At 46.3% G+C, this 20,316-nt stretch carries 10 protein-coding genes, 5 tRNA genes and 3 rRNA genes; 12 read left to right on the plus strand and 6 right to left on the minus strand.

Going from position 1 to position 20,316, the window contains the following annotated elements:
- Window positions 1-66: 66 nt before the first annotated feature.
- The 3 genes from acuI to fadB all read right to left on the minus strand — a co-directional run bounded on the left by acuI (window position 67) and on the right by fadB (window position 4,651).
- Entirely contained in the window at window positions 67-1,047 is a 981-nt protein-coding gene (gene acuI, locus OCU50_RS00080; protein ID WP_060468929.1) for an acrylyl-CoA reductase (NADPH), read from the minus strand.
- A gap of 242 nt (window positions 1,048-1,289) precedes the next feature.
- Window positions 1,290-2,453 carry an acetyl-CoA C-acyltransferase FadA gene (gene fadA / locus OCU50_RS00085; RefSeq protein WP_060468930.1) on the minus strand — a complete coding sequence of 388 codons (1,164 nt, stop codon included), beginning with the start codon at window positions 2,451-2,453 and terminating at the stop codon, window positions 1,290-1,292.
- Between the two features lie 26 nt (window positions 2,454-2,479).
- Entirely contained in the window at window positions 2,480-4,651 is a 2,172-nt protein-coding gene (gene fadB / locus OCU50_RS00090) for a fatty acid oxidation complex subunit alpha FadB (RefSeq protein ID WP_060468931.1), read from the minus strand.
- A 227-nt stretch (window positions 4,652-4,878) separates the two neighbouring features.
- On the opposite strand from fadB, the gene OCU50_RS00095 reads away from it, so the two are divergent.
- From OCU50_RS00095 to OCU50_RS00145, 11 genes are all read left to right on the plus strand, one after another.
- Window positions 4,879-5,502 carry a YigZ family protein gene (locus OCU50_RS00095; RefSeq protein WP_060468932.1) on the plus strand — a complete coding sequence of 208 codons (624 nt, stop codon included), beginning with the start codon at window positions 4,879-4,881 and terminating at the stop codon, window positions 5,500-5,502.
- Between the two features lie 34 nt (window positions 5,503-5,536).
- On the plus strand, window positions 5,537-6,994 hold the full coding sequence (locus tag OCU50_RS00100; protein WP_060468933.1) for a TrkH family potassium uptake protein: 1,458 nt from the start codon (window positions 5,537-5,539) through the stop codon (window positions 6,992-6,994).
- A gap of 10 nt (window positions 6,995-7,004) precedes the next feature.
- Window positions 7,005-7,532 (plus strand): menaquinone-dependent protoporphyrinogen IX dehydrogenase, encoded by a 528-nt coding sequence (gene hemG / locus OCU50_RS00105; protein ID WP_060468934.1) that lies wholly within the window; start codon window positions 7,005-7,007, stop codon window positions 7,530-7,532.
- A gap of 550 nt (window positions 7,533-8,082) precedes the next feature.
- Window positions 8,083-9,635: ribosomal RNA gene (locus tag OCU50_RS00110) — 16S ribosomal RNA — on the plus strand.
- 123 nt (window positions 9,636-9,758) lie between these two features.
- Window positions 9,759-9,834: transfer RNA gene (locus OCU50_RS00115), tRNA-Glu, on the plus strand.
- Window positions 9,835-9,836: 2 nt separating this feature from the next.
- Window positions 9,837-9,912: transfer RNA gene (locus tag OCU50_RS00120), tRNA-Lys, on the plus strand.
- Window positions 9,913-9,937: 25 nt separating this feature from the next.
- Window positions 9,938-10,013, plus strand: a tRNA-Ala gene (locus OCU50_RS00125).
- 32 nt (window positions 10,014-10,045) lie between these two features.
- A tRNA-Val gene (locus OCU50_RS00130) sits at window positions 10,046-10,121 on the plus strand.
- A gap of 424 nt (window positions 10,122-10,545) precedes the next feature.
- Window positions 10,546-13,439: ribosomal RNA gene (locus tag OCU50_RS00135) — 23S ribosomal RNA — on the plus strand.
- A 126-nt stretch (window positions 13,440-13,565) separates the two neighbouring features.
- Window positions 13,566-13,681: ribosomal RNA gene (rrf, locus tag OCU50_RS00140) — 5S ribosomal RNA — on the plus strand.
- The 16S, 23S and 5S rRNA genes sit together here with 5 tRNA genes alongside, the layout of an rRNA operon.
- Before the next feature lie 85 nt (window positions 13,682-13,766).
- Window positions 13,767-13,857 (plus strand) — tRNA-Ser (locus tag OCU50_RS00145).
- A 121-nt stretch (window positions 13,858-13,978) separates the two neighbouring features.
- Here OCU50_RS00145 and ilvY read toward each other — a convergent pair.
- Entirely contained in the window at window positions 13,979-14,869 is an 891-nt protein-coding gene (gene ilvY, locus OCU50_RS00150) for an HTH-type transcriptional activator IlvY (RefSeq protein WP_060466861.1), read from the minus strand.
- Window positions 14,870-15,015: 146 nt separating this feature from the next.
- On the opposite strand from ilvY, the gene ilvC reads away from it, so the two are divergent.
- Window positions 15,016-16,500, plus strand: a complete 1,485-nt coding sequence (gene ilvC, locus OCU50_RS00155; protein ID WP_060466862.1) for a ketol-acid reductoisomerase — start codon at window positions 15,016-15,018, stop codon at window positions 16,498-16,500.
- A gap of 315 nt (window positions 16,501-16,815) precedes the next feature.
- On the opposite strand, the gene ubiK is transcribed toward ilvC, so the two are convergent.
- Together ubiK and OCU50_RS00165 are read right to left on the minus strand one after the other, a co-directional pair.
- On the minus strand, window positions 16,816-17,067 hold the full coding sequence (gene ubiK, locus OCU50_RS00160) for a ubiquinone biosynthesis accessory factor UbiK (RefSeq protein WP_060466863.1): 252 nt from the start codon (window positions 17,065-17,067) through the stop codon (window positions 16,816-16,818).
- 118 nt (window positions 17,068-17,185) lie between these two features.
- Window positions 17,186-20,308 (minus strand): multidrug efflux RND transporter permease subunit, encoded by a 3,123-nt coding sequence (locus OCU50_RS00165; protein WP_060466864.1) that lies wholly within the window; start codon window positions 20,306-20,308, stop codon window positions 17,186-17,188.
- Window positions 20,309-20,316 lie beyond the last annotated feature (8 nt).

The raw sequence follows: 20,316 nt of genomic DNA on the forward strand, positions 1-20,316 counted from the left end.
ATAGCAAATAGCAAACAGAAAAAAGGGCTGATCGTGATCAGCCCTTTTGTTTTGAGTGTTAAGCGATTACAGCTTGATAACTACACGACCAGTGATTTGACCGTTAGTGATGTCTTCTGCCGCTTGAATGGCACCATCCAAAGACACTTCTTTGGTTGCTTGAGCATAGAAAGATTCTGGTAGTAGTTCAGCCAGTTGTTCCCACGCTTTAATACGTTTTTCACGAGGGCACATCACCGAGTCCACACCTTGTAGGCGAACGTTACGCAGAATGAATGGCATTACCGTGGTTGGTAAGTCAAAGCCGCCAGCTAGACCACACATCGCAACCGCGCCGTTGTAATCAATTTGCGCCAATACTTTAGCAAGTACTTTGCTGCCTACCGTATCGATAGCACCGGCCCACTGTTGTTTCTCTAGTGGTTTTGCTGGTTCTTCTAGTTCAGCACGCTCTACAATACGTGTCGCGCCTAGTGATTTTAATAGCTCACCGTTTGCAGATGCACGGCCAGTAACCGCTGCCACTTTATAACCCAGTTGGTTTAGTAGAGTGATAGACACACTGCCTACGCCGCCACTTGCGCCAGTGACTAGGATTTCACCGTCTTCTGGTTTGATGCCTGCATCGACGATAGCTTGCACACAAAGCATGGCGGTGAAGCCAGCTGTACCGATCGCCATGACTTTCTTAGCGTCTAGGCTTTTAGGCATAGGCACTAACCAATCACCGTTTAGGCTTGCTTTCTCAGCCATGCCGCCCCAGTGACCTTCACCAACACCCCAACCCGTTAAAACAACTTCGTCGCCTGCTTTGTAGCGAGGGTCATCAGATTGTGAAACCACACCAGAAAGGTCGATACCTGGAACCATAGGGAAGTTGCGAACAATGCGCCCTTTACCTGTAATCGCCAAACCATCTTTGTAGTTTAAAGAAGAGTAACTCACATCAACCTTCACATTACCTTCTGGTAATTGAGACTCATCAATCTGAGAAACTGATGCGATAGTTTTTTTGTCTTCTTGGTTTAGTACAAGTGCTTTAAACATGATCTGCTCCGTAGGAGGAATATTAGGAAACTGAAGTAACTTTAGTTGAATCATTGGAGAAAAAATAATGAAACATCAACATTGAATCTATGCGTTTTGTGCATATATGTTGTCGCCTATTTTTCTCTGATTAGGCTTGCTGAACGAACCTGTACAGAACTGGATAGCCGAATATAAAAAGTGCAGCTATATAAAGATAGCTGCACATAAGATTACCCGACAAGTTTTACAACCAAAGAGCGCTAAGGGCGTTCAAATACCGTTGCGATACCTTGGCCTAAACCAATACACATGGTCGCCAAGCCGTATTTCACGTCTTGTGCTTCCATCAGGTTGATTAGCGTCGTAGAGATACGAGAACCAGAACAGCCCAGTGGGTGACCGAGTGCAATTGCACCGCCGTTAAGGTTAACTTTCTCGTCAACTACATCCAATAGACCTAGGTCTTTAGCACATGGAAGAGATTGAGCCGCGAATGCTTCGTTTAGCTCAACCACTCCCATGTCTTCAATGTTCAGACCGGCACGTTTTAGCGCTTTTTTAGTTGCTGGTACTGGACCGTAACCCATAATTGAAGGGTCACAACCTGCGATAGCCATCGACTTGACGCGAGCGCGGATCTTAAGGCCAAGTGCATTGGCTTTCTCTTCGCTCATGATAAGCATTGCAGAGGCACCATCAGACAGTGCTGATGAAGTGCCTGCTGTTACTGTCCCGTTAGCTGGGTCAAATACTGGGCGAAGCTGAGACAAGCCTTCAACCGTAGTTTCTGGGCGAATAACTTCATCGTAATCCAGAGTGAACAGAGAGCCATCTGCCGCGTGAGCTTCTGTTGGTAGGATTTCGTTTTTGAAGCGACCTTCTACTGTTGCAGCTTGTGCTCTAGCGTGTGAACGAGCGGCGAAGGCATCTTGGTCTTCACGACTGATGCCATGCATCTTGCCAAGCATCTCAGCCGTTAAGCCCATCATTCCTGCTGCTTTTGCTACGTGCTTAGACATGCCTGGATGGAAATCGACACCGTGGTTCATTGGTACATGCCCCATGTGTTCGACACCACCAATCAAGCAGATTTCAGCATCGCCCACCATGATTGAGCGGGTTGCATCATGCAGAGCTTGCATAGATGAGCCACATAAACGGTTGACCGTTACTGCACCAATCTCAATCGGTAGACCAGCTAAAAGCGCAGCATTACGTGCCACGTTAAAGCCTTGCTCTAGCGTCTGTTGTACACAGCCCCAGTAAATGTCTTCAATTTCGACAGGGTTTACTTCGGGGTTGCGTTCTAAAATTCCTTTCATCAAATGCGCAGAGAGATCTTCAGCACGAGTATGACGGAAAGCTCCACCTTTGGAACGTCCCATTGGGGTGCGAAGGCAATCAACAACAACTACATTATTCATTTTGCTATTCCTTTTCCAAGTGTGGGTTACAGAGAGCTTGCTTGTTGACCGCCGTAAAAGCTTTCGCCTTTCGCTGCCATATCAAGCAATAGTTGAGGAACTTGGTACATTGCACCTAAGTCCTGGTAGCTTTTCGCCATTTCAACGAAATTACTAACCCCCACACTGTCTAAGTAACGGAATACGCCGCCTCTGAATGGAGGGAAGCCTAAACCGTAAACCAGTGCCATATCCGCTTCTTGCGGTGTCGCGATGATGCCTTCTTCTAAACAAAGTACCACTTCGTTGATCATCGGAATCATCACACGTTGGATAATTGTCTGGTCATCAAAATCTTGTGGCTGTTGGCATACGTCAGCCAAGATAGGAAGAATCTCTTCAGAGAAAGTCTTCTTAGGACGACCACGTTTGTCTACGCTGTACGTGTAGAAACCGCTGCCGTTCTTCTGACCGTATTTTTCAGCGACGTAAAGCGCATCAATGGCATCACGGCCTTCTTTACCCATACGCTCAGGGAAACCTTGCGCCATCACTGCTTGTGCATGGTGTGCGGTGTCTAAGCCTACAACGTCTAGCAAGTAAGCAGGGCCCATTGGCCAACCGAACTTACGTTCCATGACTTTATCGATCTTGGTGAAGTCAGCGCCGTCACGTAGCAACATGCTGAAACCGCCAAAGTAAGGGAAAAGTACACGGTTAACGAAGAAGCCAGGGCTGTCGTTAACAACGATAGGGGATTTACCCATCTTCGCTGCGTAAGCGACAACGCGATTGATTGTCTCTTCTGAAGTGTGCTCGCCACGGATGATCTCAACCAAAGGCATGCGGTGTACTGGGTTAAAGAAGTGCATGCCACAGAAGTTTTCTGGGCGCTTCAGTGATTTCGCTAACAGGTTGATTGGAATCGTAGAGGTGTTTGATGTTAGAACGGTGTCTTCACCAACCAAACCTTCCACTTCGCTCAGTACTGCTGCTTTTACTTTCGGGTTTTCTACCACCGCTTCCACAACCACATCTGATTGCTCAACACCTGCATAATGTAGGCTTGGAGTAATAGAAGACAGAATACCAGCCATCTTGAATCCATCTAGGCGACCGCGTGATAAACGTTTATTCAACAGCTTAGAGGCTTCGTTCATACCTAGATCAAGCGATGCTTGTGCGATGTCTTTCATCATCACTGGTACGCCTTTCAAGGCTGACTGGTAAGCAATACCGCCACCCATGATGCCAGCGCCAAGTACCGCTGCGCGTTCAGTGGCTTTATTTGCTGCCTTACCTGCTTGTTTCGCTAGGCCTTTGATGTACTGGTCATTCAGGAATAAGCCAACTAATGCTTTTGCTTCTTCCGATTTTGCTAACTTAACGAAGTGCTTACGTTCGATGTCGAGTGCTGCATCGCGATCGCTACGTGCTGCTTCTTCAATCGCAATCACAGAAGTCATCGGCGCTGGGTAGTGAGGTCCTGTTTTTTGAGCCACTAACCCCTTAGCCATGGTAAAGCTCATCATCGCTTCTAGTTTGCTTAGTGAAAGCGCTGATGTTTTTTGTTTACGGCGTAGCTGCCAATCGATTTTTTCATTTGCAGCTAGAGAAACAGTATTAATTGCTGAGTCTAGTAGTTGGTCTGTATCAACAATCGCATCTAACAAGCCAATCTTAAGCGCTTCATCAGCACGGCATGCTTTGCCTTGCGTGATAATTTCCATTGCGCTGTCAGCGCCGATAACACGCGGCAGGCGCACACAGCCACCAAAGCCAGGCATGATACCGAGTTTGGTTTCTGGCAGACCTATGCTGGTGGTCTTGTCGCCGATACGAAAGTCGGTTGCTAGGACACATTCACAGCCGCCGCCAAGAGCATGGCCACGCATCATTGAAAGAGTTGGTACAGGAAGATCTTCGAGCTTACTAAAGATTGAATTAGCGAACCTTAACCACTCATCAAGTTCTGCTTCTGGCTTAGCGAATAGGCCAAGAAATTCAGTGATGTCTGCGCCTACAATGAACGCGTCTTTGTTTGAAGTTAAGATTAAACCACGTAATCCTGCGTGAGCATTTAGAGCGTCTAACGCTTTGTCTAGTGATTCTAAAGTAGCAAGGTCGAGTTTGTTTACAGAGGCCGGAGCACAGAAGCTTAATTCCGCAATACCATCTTGTAATTCCTTTACCTGTAGGGTGTTAGCTTGGTAAATCATTGTCTATCTCCATGACATACAATCCACGATTGTTTGAGAGAATCTTGTTATCTTTCTATTATTGTAGAATACCTGGTAAGACCAGTTATCTTAGTCTGTACCTCTGTCTGGTGAATTTCAATACATTTTTTAAACAATTGTTTAACATTGTGCGATAGCACAGATCCTCTAACCCTTATTATTCACGCGTGATACACTTCGCCGCTCTTATTAATTAAGTTAACGATATGAATGAACAGCCCTATTTAATACCGTCTGCGTCGGCTCTGTTTGAAGAAGAGATAAAAAAGAGCGTCTTTATTACTCATCTTGCTCATACTCCAAGTGTAGAAGCTGCCAAACAGTTCGTAGAGCTGGTTAAGAAGGAGCATTCTTCAGCGCGACATAATTGTTGGGGTTTTGTGGCGGGGCGACCTGAAGATTCAATGCTTTGGGGTTTTAGTGATGATGGTGAACCCTCTGGTACTGCGGGTAAGCCGATCTTGGCACAACTGTCTGGTTCTGGTGTCGGTGAGTTAACGGCTGTGGTGACTCGTTATTCAGGTGGAATTAAGCTTGGAACGGGTGGTTTGGTTAAGGCCTATGGTGGAGGAGTGCAACAAGCTCTCAAGCTGCTTCAAACAATCGAGAAAAAAATAACCACAAAATTACGGCTAGAGTTAGACTATGGTTTTGTGCCAATTGCGCAATCCATCATGGCTCAGCATCAAGCGGTTGAGGTCCAAGCGGATTATGGTGTTCAAGTTGAGCTTATTATTGAAATAGAGCTCCTGCAGGTAGATTCGTTTACCCAAACCATGATCAATAAAAGCGGTGCTAAGGCACTGGTAACGAAAGTCAAAGACAACTAGGAAGTGTGAAGCATTTCGCTTCGTTCAATAGCTCATGCAATTTCGCTCAATTATTCGAATCGTCGGATTATTATTAGCACTTTTTAGTGTATCAATGCTCGCACCTGCGCTCGTCGCACTTATCTATCGAGATGGTGCGGGTGTGCCATTTGTGACGACTTTTTTCGTTCTATTGTTTTGCGGAGCAACTTGCTGGTTTCCAAACCGCCGCTATAAACACGAATTGAAAGCACGTGATGGCTTTTTGATTGTTGTTTTGTTCTGGACGGTAATCGGCAGTGCGGGTGCTTTACCGTTTCTGATCGCTGATAACCCGAGTGTTTCGGTAACCGATGCTTTCTTCGAATCCTTTTCTGCATTAACTACCACAGGGGCGACTGTTATCGTCGGTCTTGATGATCTCCCTAAGGCAATTCTGTTTTATCGTCAGTTTCTACAATGGTTTGGTGGTATGGGTATCATCGTATTAGCCGTGGCTATCCTTCCTGTTCTGGGCATTGGTGGTATGCAGTTATATCGTGCCGAAATCCCTGGCCCGGTAAAAGATAACAAAATGACTCCGCGTATTGCTGAAACGGCAAAAGCGTTGTGGTACATCTATCTCAGTTTAACCATTGCTTGTGCGGTGGCGTTTTGGCTTGCAGGAATGAGTTTCTTTGATGCCATCAGCCATAGCTTCTCAACCATTGCGATTGGCGGTTTCTCGACTCACGATGCGAGTATGGGTTATTTCAACAGCCCTGCTATCAACATGATTACGGTCGTGTTCCTTCTTATATCTGCGTGTAACTACTCATTACACTTTGCAGCGTTTGCCTCAGGTGGTGTACATCCCAAGTATTACTGGAAAGATCCTGAATTCCGGGCTTTTATTTTTATTCAAGCGGTGCTGTTTTTAGTTTGTTTCTTATTGTTGCTTAACCATAATTCTTATGACTCGTATTACGATGCCTTGGATCAGGCTTTGTTTCAAACGGTGTCTATATCTACCACTGCTGGTTTCACTACCACTGGTTTTTCTGAGTGGCCATTGTTTCTACCTGTTCTGCTTTTGTTCTCTTCTTTTATAGGGGGCTGTGCAGGTTCAACGGGCGGTGGTATGAAAGTAATCCGCATATTATTACTTACTTTACAGGGTGCTCGTGAAATGAAGCGTCTTGTTCACCCACGTGCAGTCTATACCATCAAGGTTGGCGGTTCGGCACTACCACAACGTGTTGTAGATGCTGTTTGGGGGTTCTTCTCTGCATACGCCTTGGTTTTTGTGGTTTGTATGTTGGCGCTTATTGCTACGGGGATGGATGAGCTAAGTGCTTTCTCTGCGGTAGCGGCGACATTGAATAACCTTGGCCCTGGTTTAGGTGAAGTGGCTATGCACTTCGGCGATGTGAATGACAAAGCCAAATGGGTGTTGATCGTATCTATGCTATTTGGCCGTTTAGAAATATTCACCTTATTAATTTTATTGACCCCTACGTTTTGGCGTAGTTAAGGACGACATTGTGGCAAAAGCTCTATTTTTGTATTCAAGCCGTGAAGGGCAGACCAAGAAAATCTTGAACTATATAAAAGAAGAAATGAATGAGTTCGAATGTGAGCTTCAAGATCTGCACACAATTGGTAACGTCGACTTTGCTCAATATGACAGAGTATTGATCGGTGCATCGATTCGTTACGGTCATCTTAATAAGAAACTATATCAGTTCATTGATGCGAACCTGATTCAGCTGCAATCAAACAAGGTTGCTTTCTTCTGCGTGAACTTAACAGCGCGTAAAGAAGACCAAGGTAAAGATACGCCTGAAGGTAGCGCTTACATTAAGAAGTTTCTTCTAAAGTCCCCATGGCAACCTACCTTAATCGGTGTGTTTGCTGGCGCCCTCTATTACCCTCGTTATAACTGGTTCGATAAAACCATGATTCGCTTCATTATGAATATGACAGGTGGCGAAACGGATACAACCAAGGAAGTCGAATACACAAACTGGGAAAAAGTCTCTTTATTCTCTAAGAAACTGCAAGAGATGTAAGAGAAAAGCCTACTTTTGAGACGTTTTGAGTTCTTTTTAATCGAACGAATAAAAAAATGGAAAAAACTTCAAAAAGGGCTTGCCAGTGTGATCGAAATCTCTATAATGCCACCTCGCTGACACGGGATGGCTTCGAAGCTTAGGTTTCAAAAGCGAAAACAAATCAGCAGGTCAAATTAGCCAAGCTAAACGCTTGAAAAAAGTTTTGAAAATAGTGGTTGACACTAAAACTTAAATCGCTAGAATGGCCGTCCGATTTGAGCGAAGCTCAAAAAGGAAAAGCTCTTTAACAATTTAAACCTATCAATCTGTGTGGGCACTCGTTGATGAATATCAAAACGTTATTGGTTCTTTTTCGAAAGAGCGTAATAGCAGTTACTTCGGTAACAAATTGATTTCAATGAACTGAGTGACCAATACGAATAACTACTTTCTCTTGTAGAAAGAAGGTATTTGGCACAGTCAATTCATTATCATTCTGTTGGAATGGTAATAGCTTTAAAATTACATAGTAGTTTTGAAGTCAGTATTCGTTGAGTCACAAAATCTTAAATTGAAGAGTTTGATCATGGCTCAGATTGAACGCTGGCGGCAGGCCTAACACATGCAAGTCGAGCGGAAACGACACTAACAATCCTTCGGGTGCGTTAATGGGCGTCGAGCGGCGGACGGGTGAGTAATGCCTAGGAAATTGCCTTGATGTGGGGGATAACCATTGGAAACGATGGCTAATACCGCATGATGCCTACGGGCCAAAGAGGGGGACCTTCGGGCCTCTCGCGTCAAGATATGCCTAGGTGGGATTAGCTAGTTGGTGAGGTAATGGCTCACCAAGGCGACGATCCCTAGCTGGTCTGAGAGGATGATCAGCCACACTGGAACTGAGACACGGTCCAGACTCCTACGGGAGGCAGCAGTGGGGAATATTGCACAATGGGCGCAAGCCTGATGCAGCCATGCCGCGTGTATGAAGAAGGCCTTCGGGTTGTAAAGTACTTTCAGTTGTGAGGAAGGGGGTAGCGTTAATAGCGCTATCTCTTGACGTTAGCAACAGAAGAAGCACCGGCTAACTCCGTGCCAGCAGCCGCGGTAATACGGAGGGTGCGAGCGTTAATCGGAATTACTGGGCGTAAAGCGCATGCAGGTGGTTCATTAAGTCAGATGTGAAAGCCCGGGGCTCAACCTCGGAACTGCATTTGAAACTGGTGAACTAGAGTACTGTAGAGGGGGGTAGAATTTCAGGTGTAGCGGTGAAATGCGTAGAGATCTGAAGGAATACCAGTGGCGAAGGCGGCCCCCTGGACAGATACTGACACTCAGATGCGAAAGCGTGGGGAGCAAACAGGATTAGATACCCTGGTAGTCCACGCCGTAAACGATGTCTACTTGGAGGTTGTGGCCTTGAGCCGTGGCTTTCGGAGCTAACGCGTTAAGTAGACCGCCTGGGGAGTACGGTCGCAAGATTAAAACTCAAATGAATTGACGGGGGCCCGCACAAGCGGTGGAGCATGTGGTTTAATTCGATGCAACGCGAAGAACCTTACCTACTCTTGACATCCAGAGAATCCAGCGGAGACGCAGGAGTGCCTTCGGGAGCTCTGAGACAGGTGCTGCATGGCTGTCGTCAGCTCGTGTTGTGAAATGTTGGGTTAAGTCCCGCAACGAGCGCAACCCTTATCCTTGTTTGCCAGCGAGTAATGTCGGGAACTCCAGGGAGACTGCCGGTGATAAACCGGAGGAAGGTGGGGACGACGTCAAGTCATCATGGCCCTTACGAGTAGGGCTACACACGTGCTACAATGGCGCATACAGAGGGCAGCGAGCCAGCGATGGTAAGCGAATCCCAAAAAGTGCGTCGTAGTCCGGATTGGAGTCTGCAACTCGACTCCATGAAGTCGGAATCGCTAGTAATCGTGAATCAGAATGTCACGGTGAATACGTTCCCGGGCCTTGTACACACCGCCCGTCACACCATGGGAGTGGGCTGCAAAAGAAGTAGGTAGTCTAACCTTCGGGAGGACGCTTACCACTTTGTGGTTCATGACTGGGGTGAAGTCGTAACAAGGTAGCCCTAGGGGAACCTGGGGCTGGATCACCTCCTTATACGAAGATATTGACGATGAGTGTCCACACAGATTGATTAGGTTTAGAAAAGCAAAGAGACGAAGAACTCCCAAGTTCTTCAAGGTTTGTTTCTACCTTTTGAAGTAGAGATAAATTAGCAGTGTCCCGTTCGTCTAGAGGCCTAGGACACCGCCCTTTCACGGCGGTAACAGGGGTTCGACTCCCCTACGGGATACCATTGGGTCGTTAGCTCAGTTGGTAGAGCAGTTGACTTTTAATCAATTGGTCGCAGGTTCGAATCCTGCACGACCCACCATTTCCTCCCAAGGAAATAAAATATTGGGGCTATAGCTCAGCTGGGAGAGCGCCTGCCTTGCACGCAGGAGGTCTGCGGTTCGATCCCGCATAGCTCCACCATTCTTTCTCCGCGAAGGAATTAAAACTTTCGTGGGCGATTAGCTCAGTTGGGAGAGCACCTGCCTTACAAGCAGGGGGTCACTGGTTCGAGCCCGGTATCGCCCACCATCTTTAAACGTTCTTTGATGACAATAGTCTGATGAGAGTTTTTAAAAATGGTTTCGAAAGCTTTATGTTTAGAAACTCTTGCTCTTTAACAATTTGGAAAGCTGACTGATTACTTAATTGGTTTTCACTTTAAAAAGTGAAATCAAACAGCTCAAGGCTGTGATTAAGTTAATCAAATTTAAAAGTTCTCAATGTTTATCTGCTCTTAGTGAATAAGAACAGCATAAACACAACAAACACATTCAAGTGTCTTGTATTCGAATGATCAGCAATGATTGTTCATTTTTTGATTCTACTTTTTATTAAAAAGTGGAAACAAAAAGTAAATTGAGTCCGGCAAACAGTCATCAAGAATTAACCCTTCTTGATGACAACCAAAAACCTTGGTGATTTGACATCAACACGAAACTTCTTCGGGTTGTATGGTTAAGTGACTAAGCGTACACGGTGGATGCCTTGGCAGTCAGAGGCGATGAAAGACGTAATAACTTGCGATAAGCCCAGATTAGGTAGTAATAACCTTTTGAGTCTGGGATTTCTGAATGGGGAAACCCACGTGCATAAGCACGTATCTTGTTGTGAATACATAGCAACAGGAGGCAAACCGGGGGAACTGAAACATCTAAGTACCCCGAGGAAGAGAAATCAACCGAGATTCCGAAAGTAGCGGCGAGCGAAATTGGATTAGCCCTTAAGCTTTTAATGATGCAGGTGAAGCCTCTGGAAAGTGGCGCAGTAAAGGGTGATAGCCCCGTAACCGACACATCATCATCAGTGAAATCGAGTAAGGCGGGACACGTGATATCCTGTCTGAATATGGGGGGACCATCCTCCAAGGCTAAATACTACTGACTGACCGATAGTGAACCAGTACCGTGAGGGAAAGGCGAAAAGAACCCCTGTGAGGGGAGTGAAATAGAACCTGAAACCGTGTACGTACAAGCAGTAGGAGCACCTTCGTGGTGTGACTGCGTACCTTTTGTATAATGGGTCAGCGACTTAATTTTAGTAGCAAGGTTAACCGTTTAGGGGAGCCGTAGGGAAACCGAGTCTTAACTGGGCGTACAGTTGCTAGGATTAGACCCGAAACCAGGTGATCTAGCCATGGGCAGGTTGAAGGTTGAGTAACATCAACTGGAGGACCGAACCGACTAATGTTGAAAAATTAGCGGATGACTTGTGGCTAGGGGTGAAAGGCCAATCAAACCTGGAGATAGCTGGTTCTCCCCGAAAGCTATTTAGGTAGCGCCTCGGACGAATACTACTGGGGGTAGAGCACTGTTAAGGCTAGGGGGTCATCCCGACTTACCAACCCTTTGCAAACTCCGAATACCAGTAAGTACTATCCGGGAGACACACGGCGGGTGCTAACGTCCGTCGTGGAGAGGGAAACAACCCAGACCGCCAGCTAAGGTCCCAAAGTATAGCTAAGTGGGAAACGATGTGGGAAGGCTCAGACAGCCAGGATGTTGGCTTAGAAGCAGCCATCATTTAAAGAAAGCGTAATAGCTCACTGGTCGAGTCGGCCTGCGCGGAAGATGTAACGGGGCTAAGCTATACACCGAAGCTGCGGCTACGTACCTTAGGGTGCGTGGGGTAGGGGAGCGTTCTGTAAGCCGTTGAAGGTGGTCTGTAAGGGCTGCTGGAGGTATCAGAAGTGCGAATGCTGACATGAGTAACGATAAAGGGAGTGAAAAACTCCCTCGCCGGAAGACCAAGGGTTCCTGTCCAACGTTAATCGGGGCAGGGTAAGTCGACTCCTAAGGCGAGGCCGAAAGGCGTAGTCGATGGGAAACGGGTTAATATTCCCGTACTTCTTACAATTGCGATGGGGGGACGGAGAAGGCTAGGTGGGCCTGGCGACGGTTGTCCAGGTTCAAGTATGTAGGCGGAAGGTTTAGGTAAATCCGGACTTTCATTAACGCTGAGATACGATGTCGAGCACCTACGGGTGTGAAGTCATTGATGCCATGCTTCCAGGAAAAGCCTCTAAGCTTCAGATTGTAAGGAATCGTACCCCAAACCGACACAGGTGGTCGGGTAGAGAATACCAAGGCGCTTGAGAGAACTCGGGTGAAGGAACTAGGCAAAATGGTACCGTAACTTCGGGAGAAGGTACGCTCTTATCAGTGAAGTCCCTTGCGGATGGAGCAGACGAGAGTCGCAGATACCAGGTGGCTGCAACTGTTTATTAAAAACACAGCACTGTGCAAAATCGTAAGATGACGTATACGGTGTGACGCCTGCCCGGTGCCGGAAGGTTAATTGATGGGGTTAGACTTCGGTCGAAGCTCTTGATCGAAGCCCCGGTAAACGGCGGCCGTAACTATAACGGTCCTAAGGTAGCGAAATTCCTTGTCGGGTAAGTTCCGACCTGCACGAATGGCGTAATGATGGCCACGCTGTCTCCACCCGAGACTCAGTGAAATTGAAATCGCTGTGAAGATGCAGTGTACCCGCGGCTAGACGGAAAGACCCCGTGAACCTTTACTACAGCTTGGCACTGAACATTGAACCTACATGTGTAGGATAGGTGGGAGACTATGAAATTGCGTCGCTAGATGTGATGGAGTCGTCCTTGAAATACCACCCTTGTAGTTTTGATGTTCTAACGTTGGCCCCTGAATCGGGGTTACGGACAGTGCCTGGTGGGTAGTTTGACTGGGGCGGTCTCCTCCCAAAGAGTAACGGAGGAGCACGAAGGTGGGCTAAACACGGTTGGACATCGTGTGGTTAGTGCAATGGCATAAGCCCGCTTGACTGCGAGAATGACAATTCGAGCAGGTGCGAAAGCAGGTCATAGTGATCCGGTGGTTCTGAATGGAAGGGCCATCGCTCAACGGATAAAAGGTACTCCGGGGATAACAGGCTGATACCGCCCAAGAGTTCATATCGACGGCGGTGTTTGGCACCTCGATGTCGGCTCATCACATCCTGGGGCTGAAGTCGGTCCCAAGGGTATGGCTGTTCGCCATTTAAAGTGGTACGCGAGCTGGGTTTAGAACGTCGTGAGACAGTTCGGTCCCTATCTGCCGTGGGCGTTGGAAAATTGAAAGGGGCTGCTCCTAGTACGAGAGGACCGGAGTGGACGAACCTCTGGTGTTCGGGTTGTCATGCCAATGGCATTGCCCGGTAGCTACGTTCGGAATCGATAAGCGCTGAAAGCATCTAAGCGCGAAGCGAGCCTTGAGATGAGTTTTCCCTGGCACTATAAGTGTCCTAAAGGGTTGTCGTAGACTACGACGTTGATAGGCAGGGTGTGTAAGTGCTGCGAGGCATTGAGCTAACCTGTACTAATTGCCCGTGAGGCTTAACCATACAACACCCAAGGGGTTTTGTGGACTCAAAGAAAGACCAGACCTTGAATGAGTTTGAAGAGAAAGACTTTTAAATCAGTTTTCCGAATTATTAATTGTCGCAGAGGCGTCAATTAAACAGAATTTGCTTGGCGACCATAGCATTGTGGACCCACCTGATTCCATGCCGAACTCAGTAGTGAAACACAATAGCGCCGATGGTAGTGTGGGGCTTCCCCATGTGAGAGTAGGACATCGCCAGGCTCTTATTTATATTTTCAGTTTTAAAAAACTGAAAACAAAACTAAAAGCAGCGTACAAGTAAGACTGATTTTAGTAACAATTTGTTGGAGGGATGGCTGAGTGGTCGAAAGCACCGGTCTTGAAAACCGGCAACCGTTAATAGCGGTTCTAGGGTTCAAATCCCTATCCCTCCACCACCATTAGAAAGCCCGCTGAGAAATCAGCGGGCTTTTTTCTTATCTGAAATTTAAGAAATAAAAAAGAGAAGAGCACTGATGTGCTCTTCTCTTTTTGCGTATTGATAGATAGCTATTATTGCTAGTCCGTTAAATATTTCCCTTCTGCAACCTGCCAGAATGCTCTGATCAGAGGGTTCTCAAGTTGAGATCGTTTACAGCAAACTCCTAATTCAAAAGGCTTGATTGGCTCTATCTTTAAGCGAGCGACTTTATCTCTTACTGGGCTGTTGTTAATTACAACATCAGGCGCAATACCCACTCCACAACCCAGTGCAACCATACTTACAATCGCCTCATGGCCTGACACCTGAGCGTAAATATTGGGCTTTATCTTCATTTTTTTGAACCATGTATTGGCTCGGTCACGCGCTGTACCCGCTTCAGGGATAATAAAAGGTATTGCATTCCAGTTAGGTTTGTCAGATTGAATTTGTTGGCTAAAGCTACTGACACCGGATGGAATAATAATTGATAGTGGAATATCACTGATGGTTTCGAATTCTAATCTTGAAGGAAGGATGTCTGGCTTCGCCGAGATCGCAATATCCGCTTCGTCATTTAGGATCTTATCGATAGATTGAGCTGGGTCACCGGTAGAAAGTTTGAATTCAATATATGGATGAATGGCTCTGAATTCAGTAATGAGCTCTGGGAGATGACTGTAGCTTGCTGTCACGGAACAAAATATACGTATTTCACCTTTCAGCTCCTGTTCGCCACCCTTTAAGTGAAGGTTGTATTGCTGCCATTCCCCAACAATGTTCAATGCGACAGGCAGTAAGTGTTTGCCTGCTGGAGTGAGATCAACACTGCGGTTGTCCCTGATAAGCAACTCTTGCCCTGTTTCTTCCTCAAGCTTTTGTATTTGACGACTAAGGGCTGAAGGACTGACGTGCATAGCAGCAGCTGTTTTGCTGAAACTCTTGCTATCACATAAATGTATAAATAATTGTAGAGACTTTATGTTCATGTTCTTTGATCGTTTCCATGTTGCATTTATTGCAATGACTAATTGTGAATATATCACTTTCAGCAACGGAGTGTCTGTTTTAGTATGAAGTCATTCGATAGAGAGATATCGACCTTACGGACTTATTTTTAAAGGAGTGCCCTACAATGGCTAACTATTTCAATACATTAAACCTTCGTGAGCAACTAGACCAATTAGGTCGCTGCCGTTTCATGGATCGTGAAGAATTTACGACTGAAGCTGAATACCTTGAAGGTAAGAAGATCGTCATTGTTGGCTGTGGTGCTCAAGGCCTGAACCAAGGTCTCAACATGCGTGATTCTGGTCTAGATGTATCTTACGCTCTACGCCAAGCGGCAATTGATGAGAAGCGTCAATCATTTAAGAACGCTGACGAAAACGGCTTTGCAGTCGGTAGCTACGAAACGTTAATCCCTCAAGCAGACCTAGTGATTAACCTTACTCCAGACAAGCAACACACAAACGTTGTTGAGACAGTAATGCCTTTAATGAAAGAAGGCGCTACTCTTGGTTACTCTCATGGTTTCAACGTTGTTGAAGAAGGCATGCAATTACGTGCTGACCTTACCGTTGTAATGGTTGCACCTAAGTGCCCAGGCTCTGAAGTACGTGAAGAGTACAAGCGTGGCTTCGGTGTTCCAACATTGATCGCGGTTCACCCAGAAAATGACCCTAAGGGCGAAGGCTGGGATATCGCTAAAGCTTGGGCTGCTGGTACAGGTGGTCACCGTGCAGGTTGTCTAGAATCTTCATTCGTAGCGGAAGTTAAATCTGACCTTATGGGTGAGCAAACCATTCTATGTGGCATGCTACAAGCAGGTTCTATCGTATCTTACGAGAAGATGATTGCCGATGGTATCGAACCAGGCTATGCAGGGAAACTTCTACAATACGGTTGGGAAACGATTACCGAAGCACTTAAGTTCGGTGGTGTCACTCACATGATGGATCGTCTATCTAACCCAGCTAAAGTTAAAGCGTTTGAGCTTTCTGAAGAGCTGAAAGATCTAATGCGTCCACTTTACAACAAGCACATGGATGACATCATTTCTGGTCACTTTTCTAGCACTATGATGGCTGACTGGGCGAACGATGATGTGAACCTACTAGGCTGGCGTGAAGAGACAGGCGAAACGGCATTCGAAAACTACCCAGCTTCTGACGTAGAAATCTCAGAGCAAGAGTACTTCGACAACGGTATCCTAATGGTTGCTATGGTTCGTGCCGGTGTTGAGCTCGCATTCGAAGCTATGACGGCATCAGGTATCATCGATGAGTCTGCTTACTACGAATCTCTACATGAGCTTCCACTAATTGCAAACACAGTTGCTCGTAAGCGTCTGTACGAAATGAACGTTGTAATCTCTGATACTGCTGAGTACGGTAACTACCTATTCGCAAACGTAGCAACACCGCTACTACGCGAGCAGTTCATGCCTTCAGTTGCAACGGACGTAATCGGTCGCGGTCTAGGTGAAACATCTAACCAAGTAGATAACGCTAAGCTGATTGAAGTAAACGAAGCTATCCGTAACCACCCTGTAGAGTACATTGGTGAAGAGCTACGTAGCTACATGAGCGACATGAAGCGTATCGCTGTAGGTGGTTAATTCGTCGCTTAGATACTGATAAACTTGTAGAAAAAGCAAAGCAGTATCACTAGCTCCTTATAGGTTGGAGCCATTATTCAGCAACACAACATCTAATAAAAAGGCTTGGTCGCCGTTGACCAAGCCTTTTTGCTTTTCAAGGGGCGGTATCGAGAATGCTTCGCGTACCAGAGAATGATGGCTTTCAAGCTAAGTCATTCCCGAAAGTGACGAAGGAACGTGGTCAGGAAACTATTCATTATTTGAGTTCTCGTCCGCATAAAAAAGGGCTGACGTTCTCACGTCAACCCTTCATATATCTTCTCGCTTGAATGCTTACTTGTCAGCAAGCTTATCTTCTAGTTCAGCTAGCTTCTGTTCCATTTCCGTCAGCTTTTGACGAGTGCGCAGCAGCACCTGTGTTTGAACATCAAACTCTTCACGGCTGACAACGTCTAGCTTATTCAGTTGGCCTTGGATAACTTGGCGAACCTTTTGGTCTACGTCTGAACCCAGTTCTTTCACTGGCTGAGGCATAGAGTCGTGGATCTGCTTAGCAATTTGCTCTAGTTTTTTTGGATCAAACATATCAATTAAACTCCTGACTATTTATCACTATTCTATTTAATCACACCTGAGATGTCGCCTATCGCGTATAAAAAAAGGCCACCGAAGTAGCCTTTTTCATTGTTTTACGACTTAGCGATTACTTATTGTCAGCGAATCCTCTCTGCGCAGCCTTTGCTTCATCGACACGAGCTAGCTTTTCTAGATCTTTGTCTTCAACAAATACAGGTAGAGGTTTGTGCTTTTCAGCCAAGTAACTGTAAATCACTGGCAGTACAAACAAGGTAAACAATGTACCAATCGCTAGACCAGCAACGATTACAATACCGATACTGAAACGTTGAGCCGCACCTGCACCCGTTGCATACATCAGTGGGATTAGACCCGCAATCATCGCAGCAGTCGTCATTAGGATTGGACGAAGACGAACCTTCGCCGCTTCCATAACGGCTTCAATACGCGTCTTGCCATTGTGTAGTTGCTCTTCTTTCGCTACTTCACAGATCAAGATACCGTGTTTGGTAATCAAGCCAACCAAGGTTATGAGACCTACTTGTGAGTAGATGTTCATGGTTGCAGCACCCCAAGCCAGAGCGATTAGGGCACCACAAATCGCAAGTGGTACAGATACCATGATAACCAATGGATCTTTCAGAGATTCGAACTGAATCGCCAATACCAAGAAGATGATAGCCAAAGCTAAACCAAAGGTTGCGTAAAGTGCGCTACCTTCTGTTACGTATTGACGTGCTTCACCCATGTAATCGTGGTTGTAGCCACTTGGAAGCTTATTCGCTGCCGTGTCTTCAAACCATGCAATTGCATCACCCATTGCAGCGCCTGGAGCAGGTACTGCACCAATCGTAGCTGAGTTCAATTGGTTGAAGTGAGGAAGAGAACGAGGCTCTGCCACAACATCAATCGTAATCAAACTGCCTAGAGGTACAGCGTTTCCGTCTGCTGCACGCACGTAGTAGTTGTTCATCGATTCTGGGTTTAGACGGAACTTACGTTCAACTTGAGGGATAACCTCGTAAGAACGACCATTCAAGTCGATACGGTTTACGTAACCATCAGACATCATAGTACCTAAAGTGATACCAATGTCTTGCATGGTCACGCCGTAAGCCCCCGCTTTGTCTTTGTCGATATGGATCTTCATCGTTGCTGAGTCGTAGTTCAAATCAAGATCTGAATAAACGAACAGCGGGTTAGTAGATACTTCGGCTAAGATCTCTGTTGTAATTTGGAATAGGCTCTCGAAGCTGTTCGGTGTGGTAATAACAAACTGAACAGGAAGGCCTGACCCTGCACCTGGAAGTTCTGGCATTTGGAAGGCTGTTACGGCCATACCAGGGACATCTTTCACCAAATTACCAACACGGTTTGTTACTTCAGACTGGCTTGCTTCACGTTCGCTCCAAGGAACCATCGATGCGATACCAAAGGCTTGGTTTGCATTTGGTACACCTGTAAACACTTGTGCGTAAGCGACTTCTGGCTGGTCAGAAAGAATGGTGTTTACGCTATTCATGGTATTTTGCATGAAGTCTAAGTTCGCATTCGATGGTGCTGTACCCATCAACATGATTACACCTTTATCTTCTGAAGGTGCTAACTCACTCGGGATGAACTTGAACAACAACGGCAAACTTGCAAATACGATGATAGCAAAGCCAATGAACACTGGACGATGTTGCATAACCGCACCAAGCATACGCTCGTAGCGGTTAGTCATACCATCCAATACGCTATGTACTTTTAGTTCAAATTTGCTTGGTTCTGCATGAGCTTTTAGCATTTTTGAACACATCATAGGCGATAGCGTCAGTGCCACGATACCCGATACAAAAACCGAACCAGCCAGGGTTAATGCAAACTCTTTAAACAACGAGCCTGTAATACCACCCATCATAGCGATAGGAGCGTATACCGCACCTAGCGTTAGTGTCATCGCGATAACGGGTACCGCAATTTCACGGGTACCGATAATGGCAGCTCGGAAAGGAGATTCCCCGAGCTTGATATGCCGGTCAACGTTTTCGAGTACTACGATCGCATCATCTACCACTAGACCGATGGCGAGTACCATGGCCAGTAGTGTCATCAGGTTCCACGAGAAGCCCATTGCTTGCATTACCATTGCCACACCAATAAGTGATAGTGGGATAGTAACGATAGGAATAAGAACTGCACGGAATGAACCAAGGAACAAGGTAATAACGATCAATACAATTAAGGCAGCCTCAAGAATAGTTTTGATAACTTCTTGAATAGACTCATTAATCGCAATGGTCGAGTCATACATCACGTTCATTGATATGTTGCTTGGCAGGTTCTTCTCTAACTGAGGAAGAAGCTCAAGTACATCGGCTGCAATATTGATTGGGTTAGCACTTGGTGCCGCGTTAATCGCTGCAACAACTGCTTCTCGACCGTTGGCACTTGCTCGGTAAATATCGTGGCTTTTCTCTAAAGAGACCTTAGCGATGTCGGATAGGCGAATGATCTCACCTTCACCGCTCTTCACTACTAGGTTCTCTAATTCTTCAGTGTTTGATACCTGAGTATCTGCACTGCCGTTATAAAGCACGAACTCACCAGTCGCTTGACCCGTAGCTGATTGGTAGTTGTTAGCGTTCAGTACCGTCATCACATCAGATGCAGTTAGGCTAACCGCTGCCATTTTTGAGGGGTCTAGCCATACGCGTAGTGCGTATTTCATACCACCATATAGGTCAACTTTAGATACACCGTTTACCGTAAACAGCTGCGGGTTGATAACACGCTCTAGATAATCGGTAATTTGGCTCGATACTAACTCATCACTGGTAAAACCAATGTAGAGGACCGCCGTCGTTGAACCGGTAGACATAGTTACAGTTGGGTCTTCGGCTTCTTTTGGAAGCTGCGAACGAACCGAGTTCGTCTTGGCCAGTATGTCAGACAGCGCTGCATTCGGGTCGGTGTTCAGCTTCATGTTCACGGTAATCGTTGAACTACCGAGAACAGAAGAAGAGGTCATATAGTCGATATTATCCGCTTGAGCCACAGCCTGTTCGAGGGGCTGGGTGATAAAGCCTTGGATAAGATCGGCACTTGCACCGTAGTAACTCGTAGTAACGGTTACGACGGTATTCGTCATTTCAGGGTATTCACGAACCTGCATTTTGAAGATTGCTTGTAAGCCAAGCAGCGCAATCAAAAAGCTAATGGATACCGCTAGAACTGGACGTTTAATAAAAACATCAGTAAAGCGCATTGTGCCTC

Source organism: Vibrio toranzoniae (genome assembly GCF_024347655.1).
GTDB lineage: Bacteria > Pseudomonadota > Gammaproteobacteria > Enterobacterales > Vibrionaceae > Vibrio > Vibrio toranzoniae.

What these genes read in the sequence shown, in the direction of transcription:
- acuI (WP_060468929.1), bottom strand. Translation starts at nt 1,047, where the DNA reads ATGTTTAAAGCACTTGTACTAAACCAAGAAGACAAAAAAACTATCGCA.
- fadA (WP_060468930.1), bottom strand. Translation starts at nt 2,453, where the DNA reads ATGAATAATGTAGTTGTTGTTGATTGCCTTCGCACCCCAATGGGACGT.
- fadB (WP_060468931.1), bottom strand. Translation starts at nt 4,651, where the DNA reads ATGATTTACCAAGCTAACACCCTACAGGTAAAGGAATTACAAGATGGT.
- OCU50_RS00095 (WP_060468932.1), top strand. Translation starts at nt 4,879, where the DNA reads ATGAATGAACAGCCCTATTTAATACCGTCTGCGTCGGCTCTGTTTGAA.
- OCU50_RS00100 (WP_060468933.1), top strand. Translation starts at nt 5,537, where the DNA reads ATGCAATTTCGCTCAATTATTCGAATCGTCGGATTATTATTAGCACTT.
- ilvY (WP_060466861.1), bottom strand. Translation starts at nt 14,869, where the DNA reads ATGAACATAAAGTCTCTACAATTATTTATACATTTATGTGATAGCAAG.
- ilvC (WP_060466862.1), top strand. Translation starts at nt 15,016, where the DNA reads ATGGCTAACTATTTCAATACATTAAACCTTCGTGAGCAACTAGACCAA.
- ubiK (WP_060466863.1), bottom strand. Translation starts at nt 17,067, where the DNA reads ATGTTTGATCCAAAAAAACTAGAGCAAATTGCTAAGCAGATCCACGAC.
- OCU50_RS00165 (WP_060466864.1), bottom strand. Translation starts at nt 20,308, where the DNA reads ATGCGCTTTACTGATGTTTTTATTAAACGTCCAGTTCTAGCGGTATCC.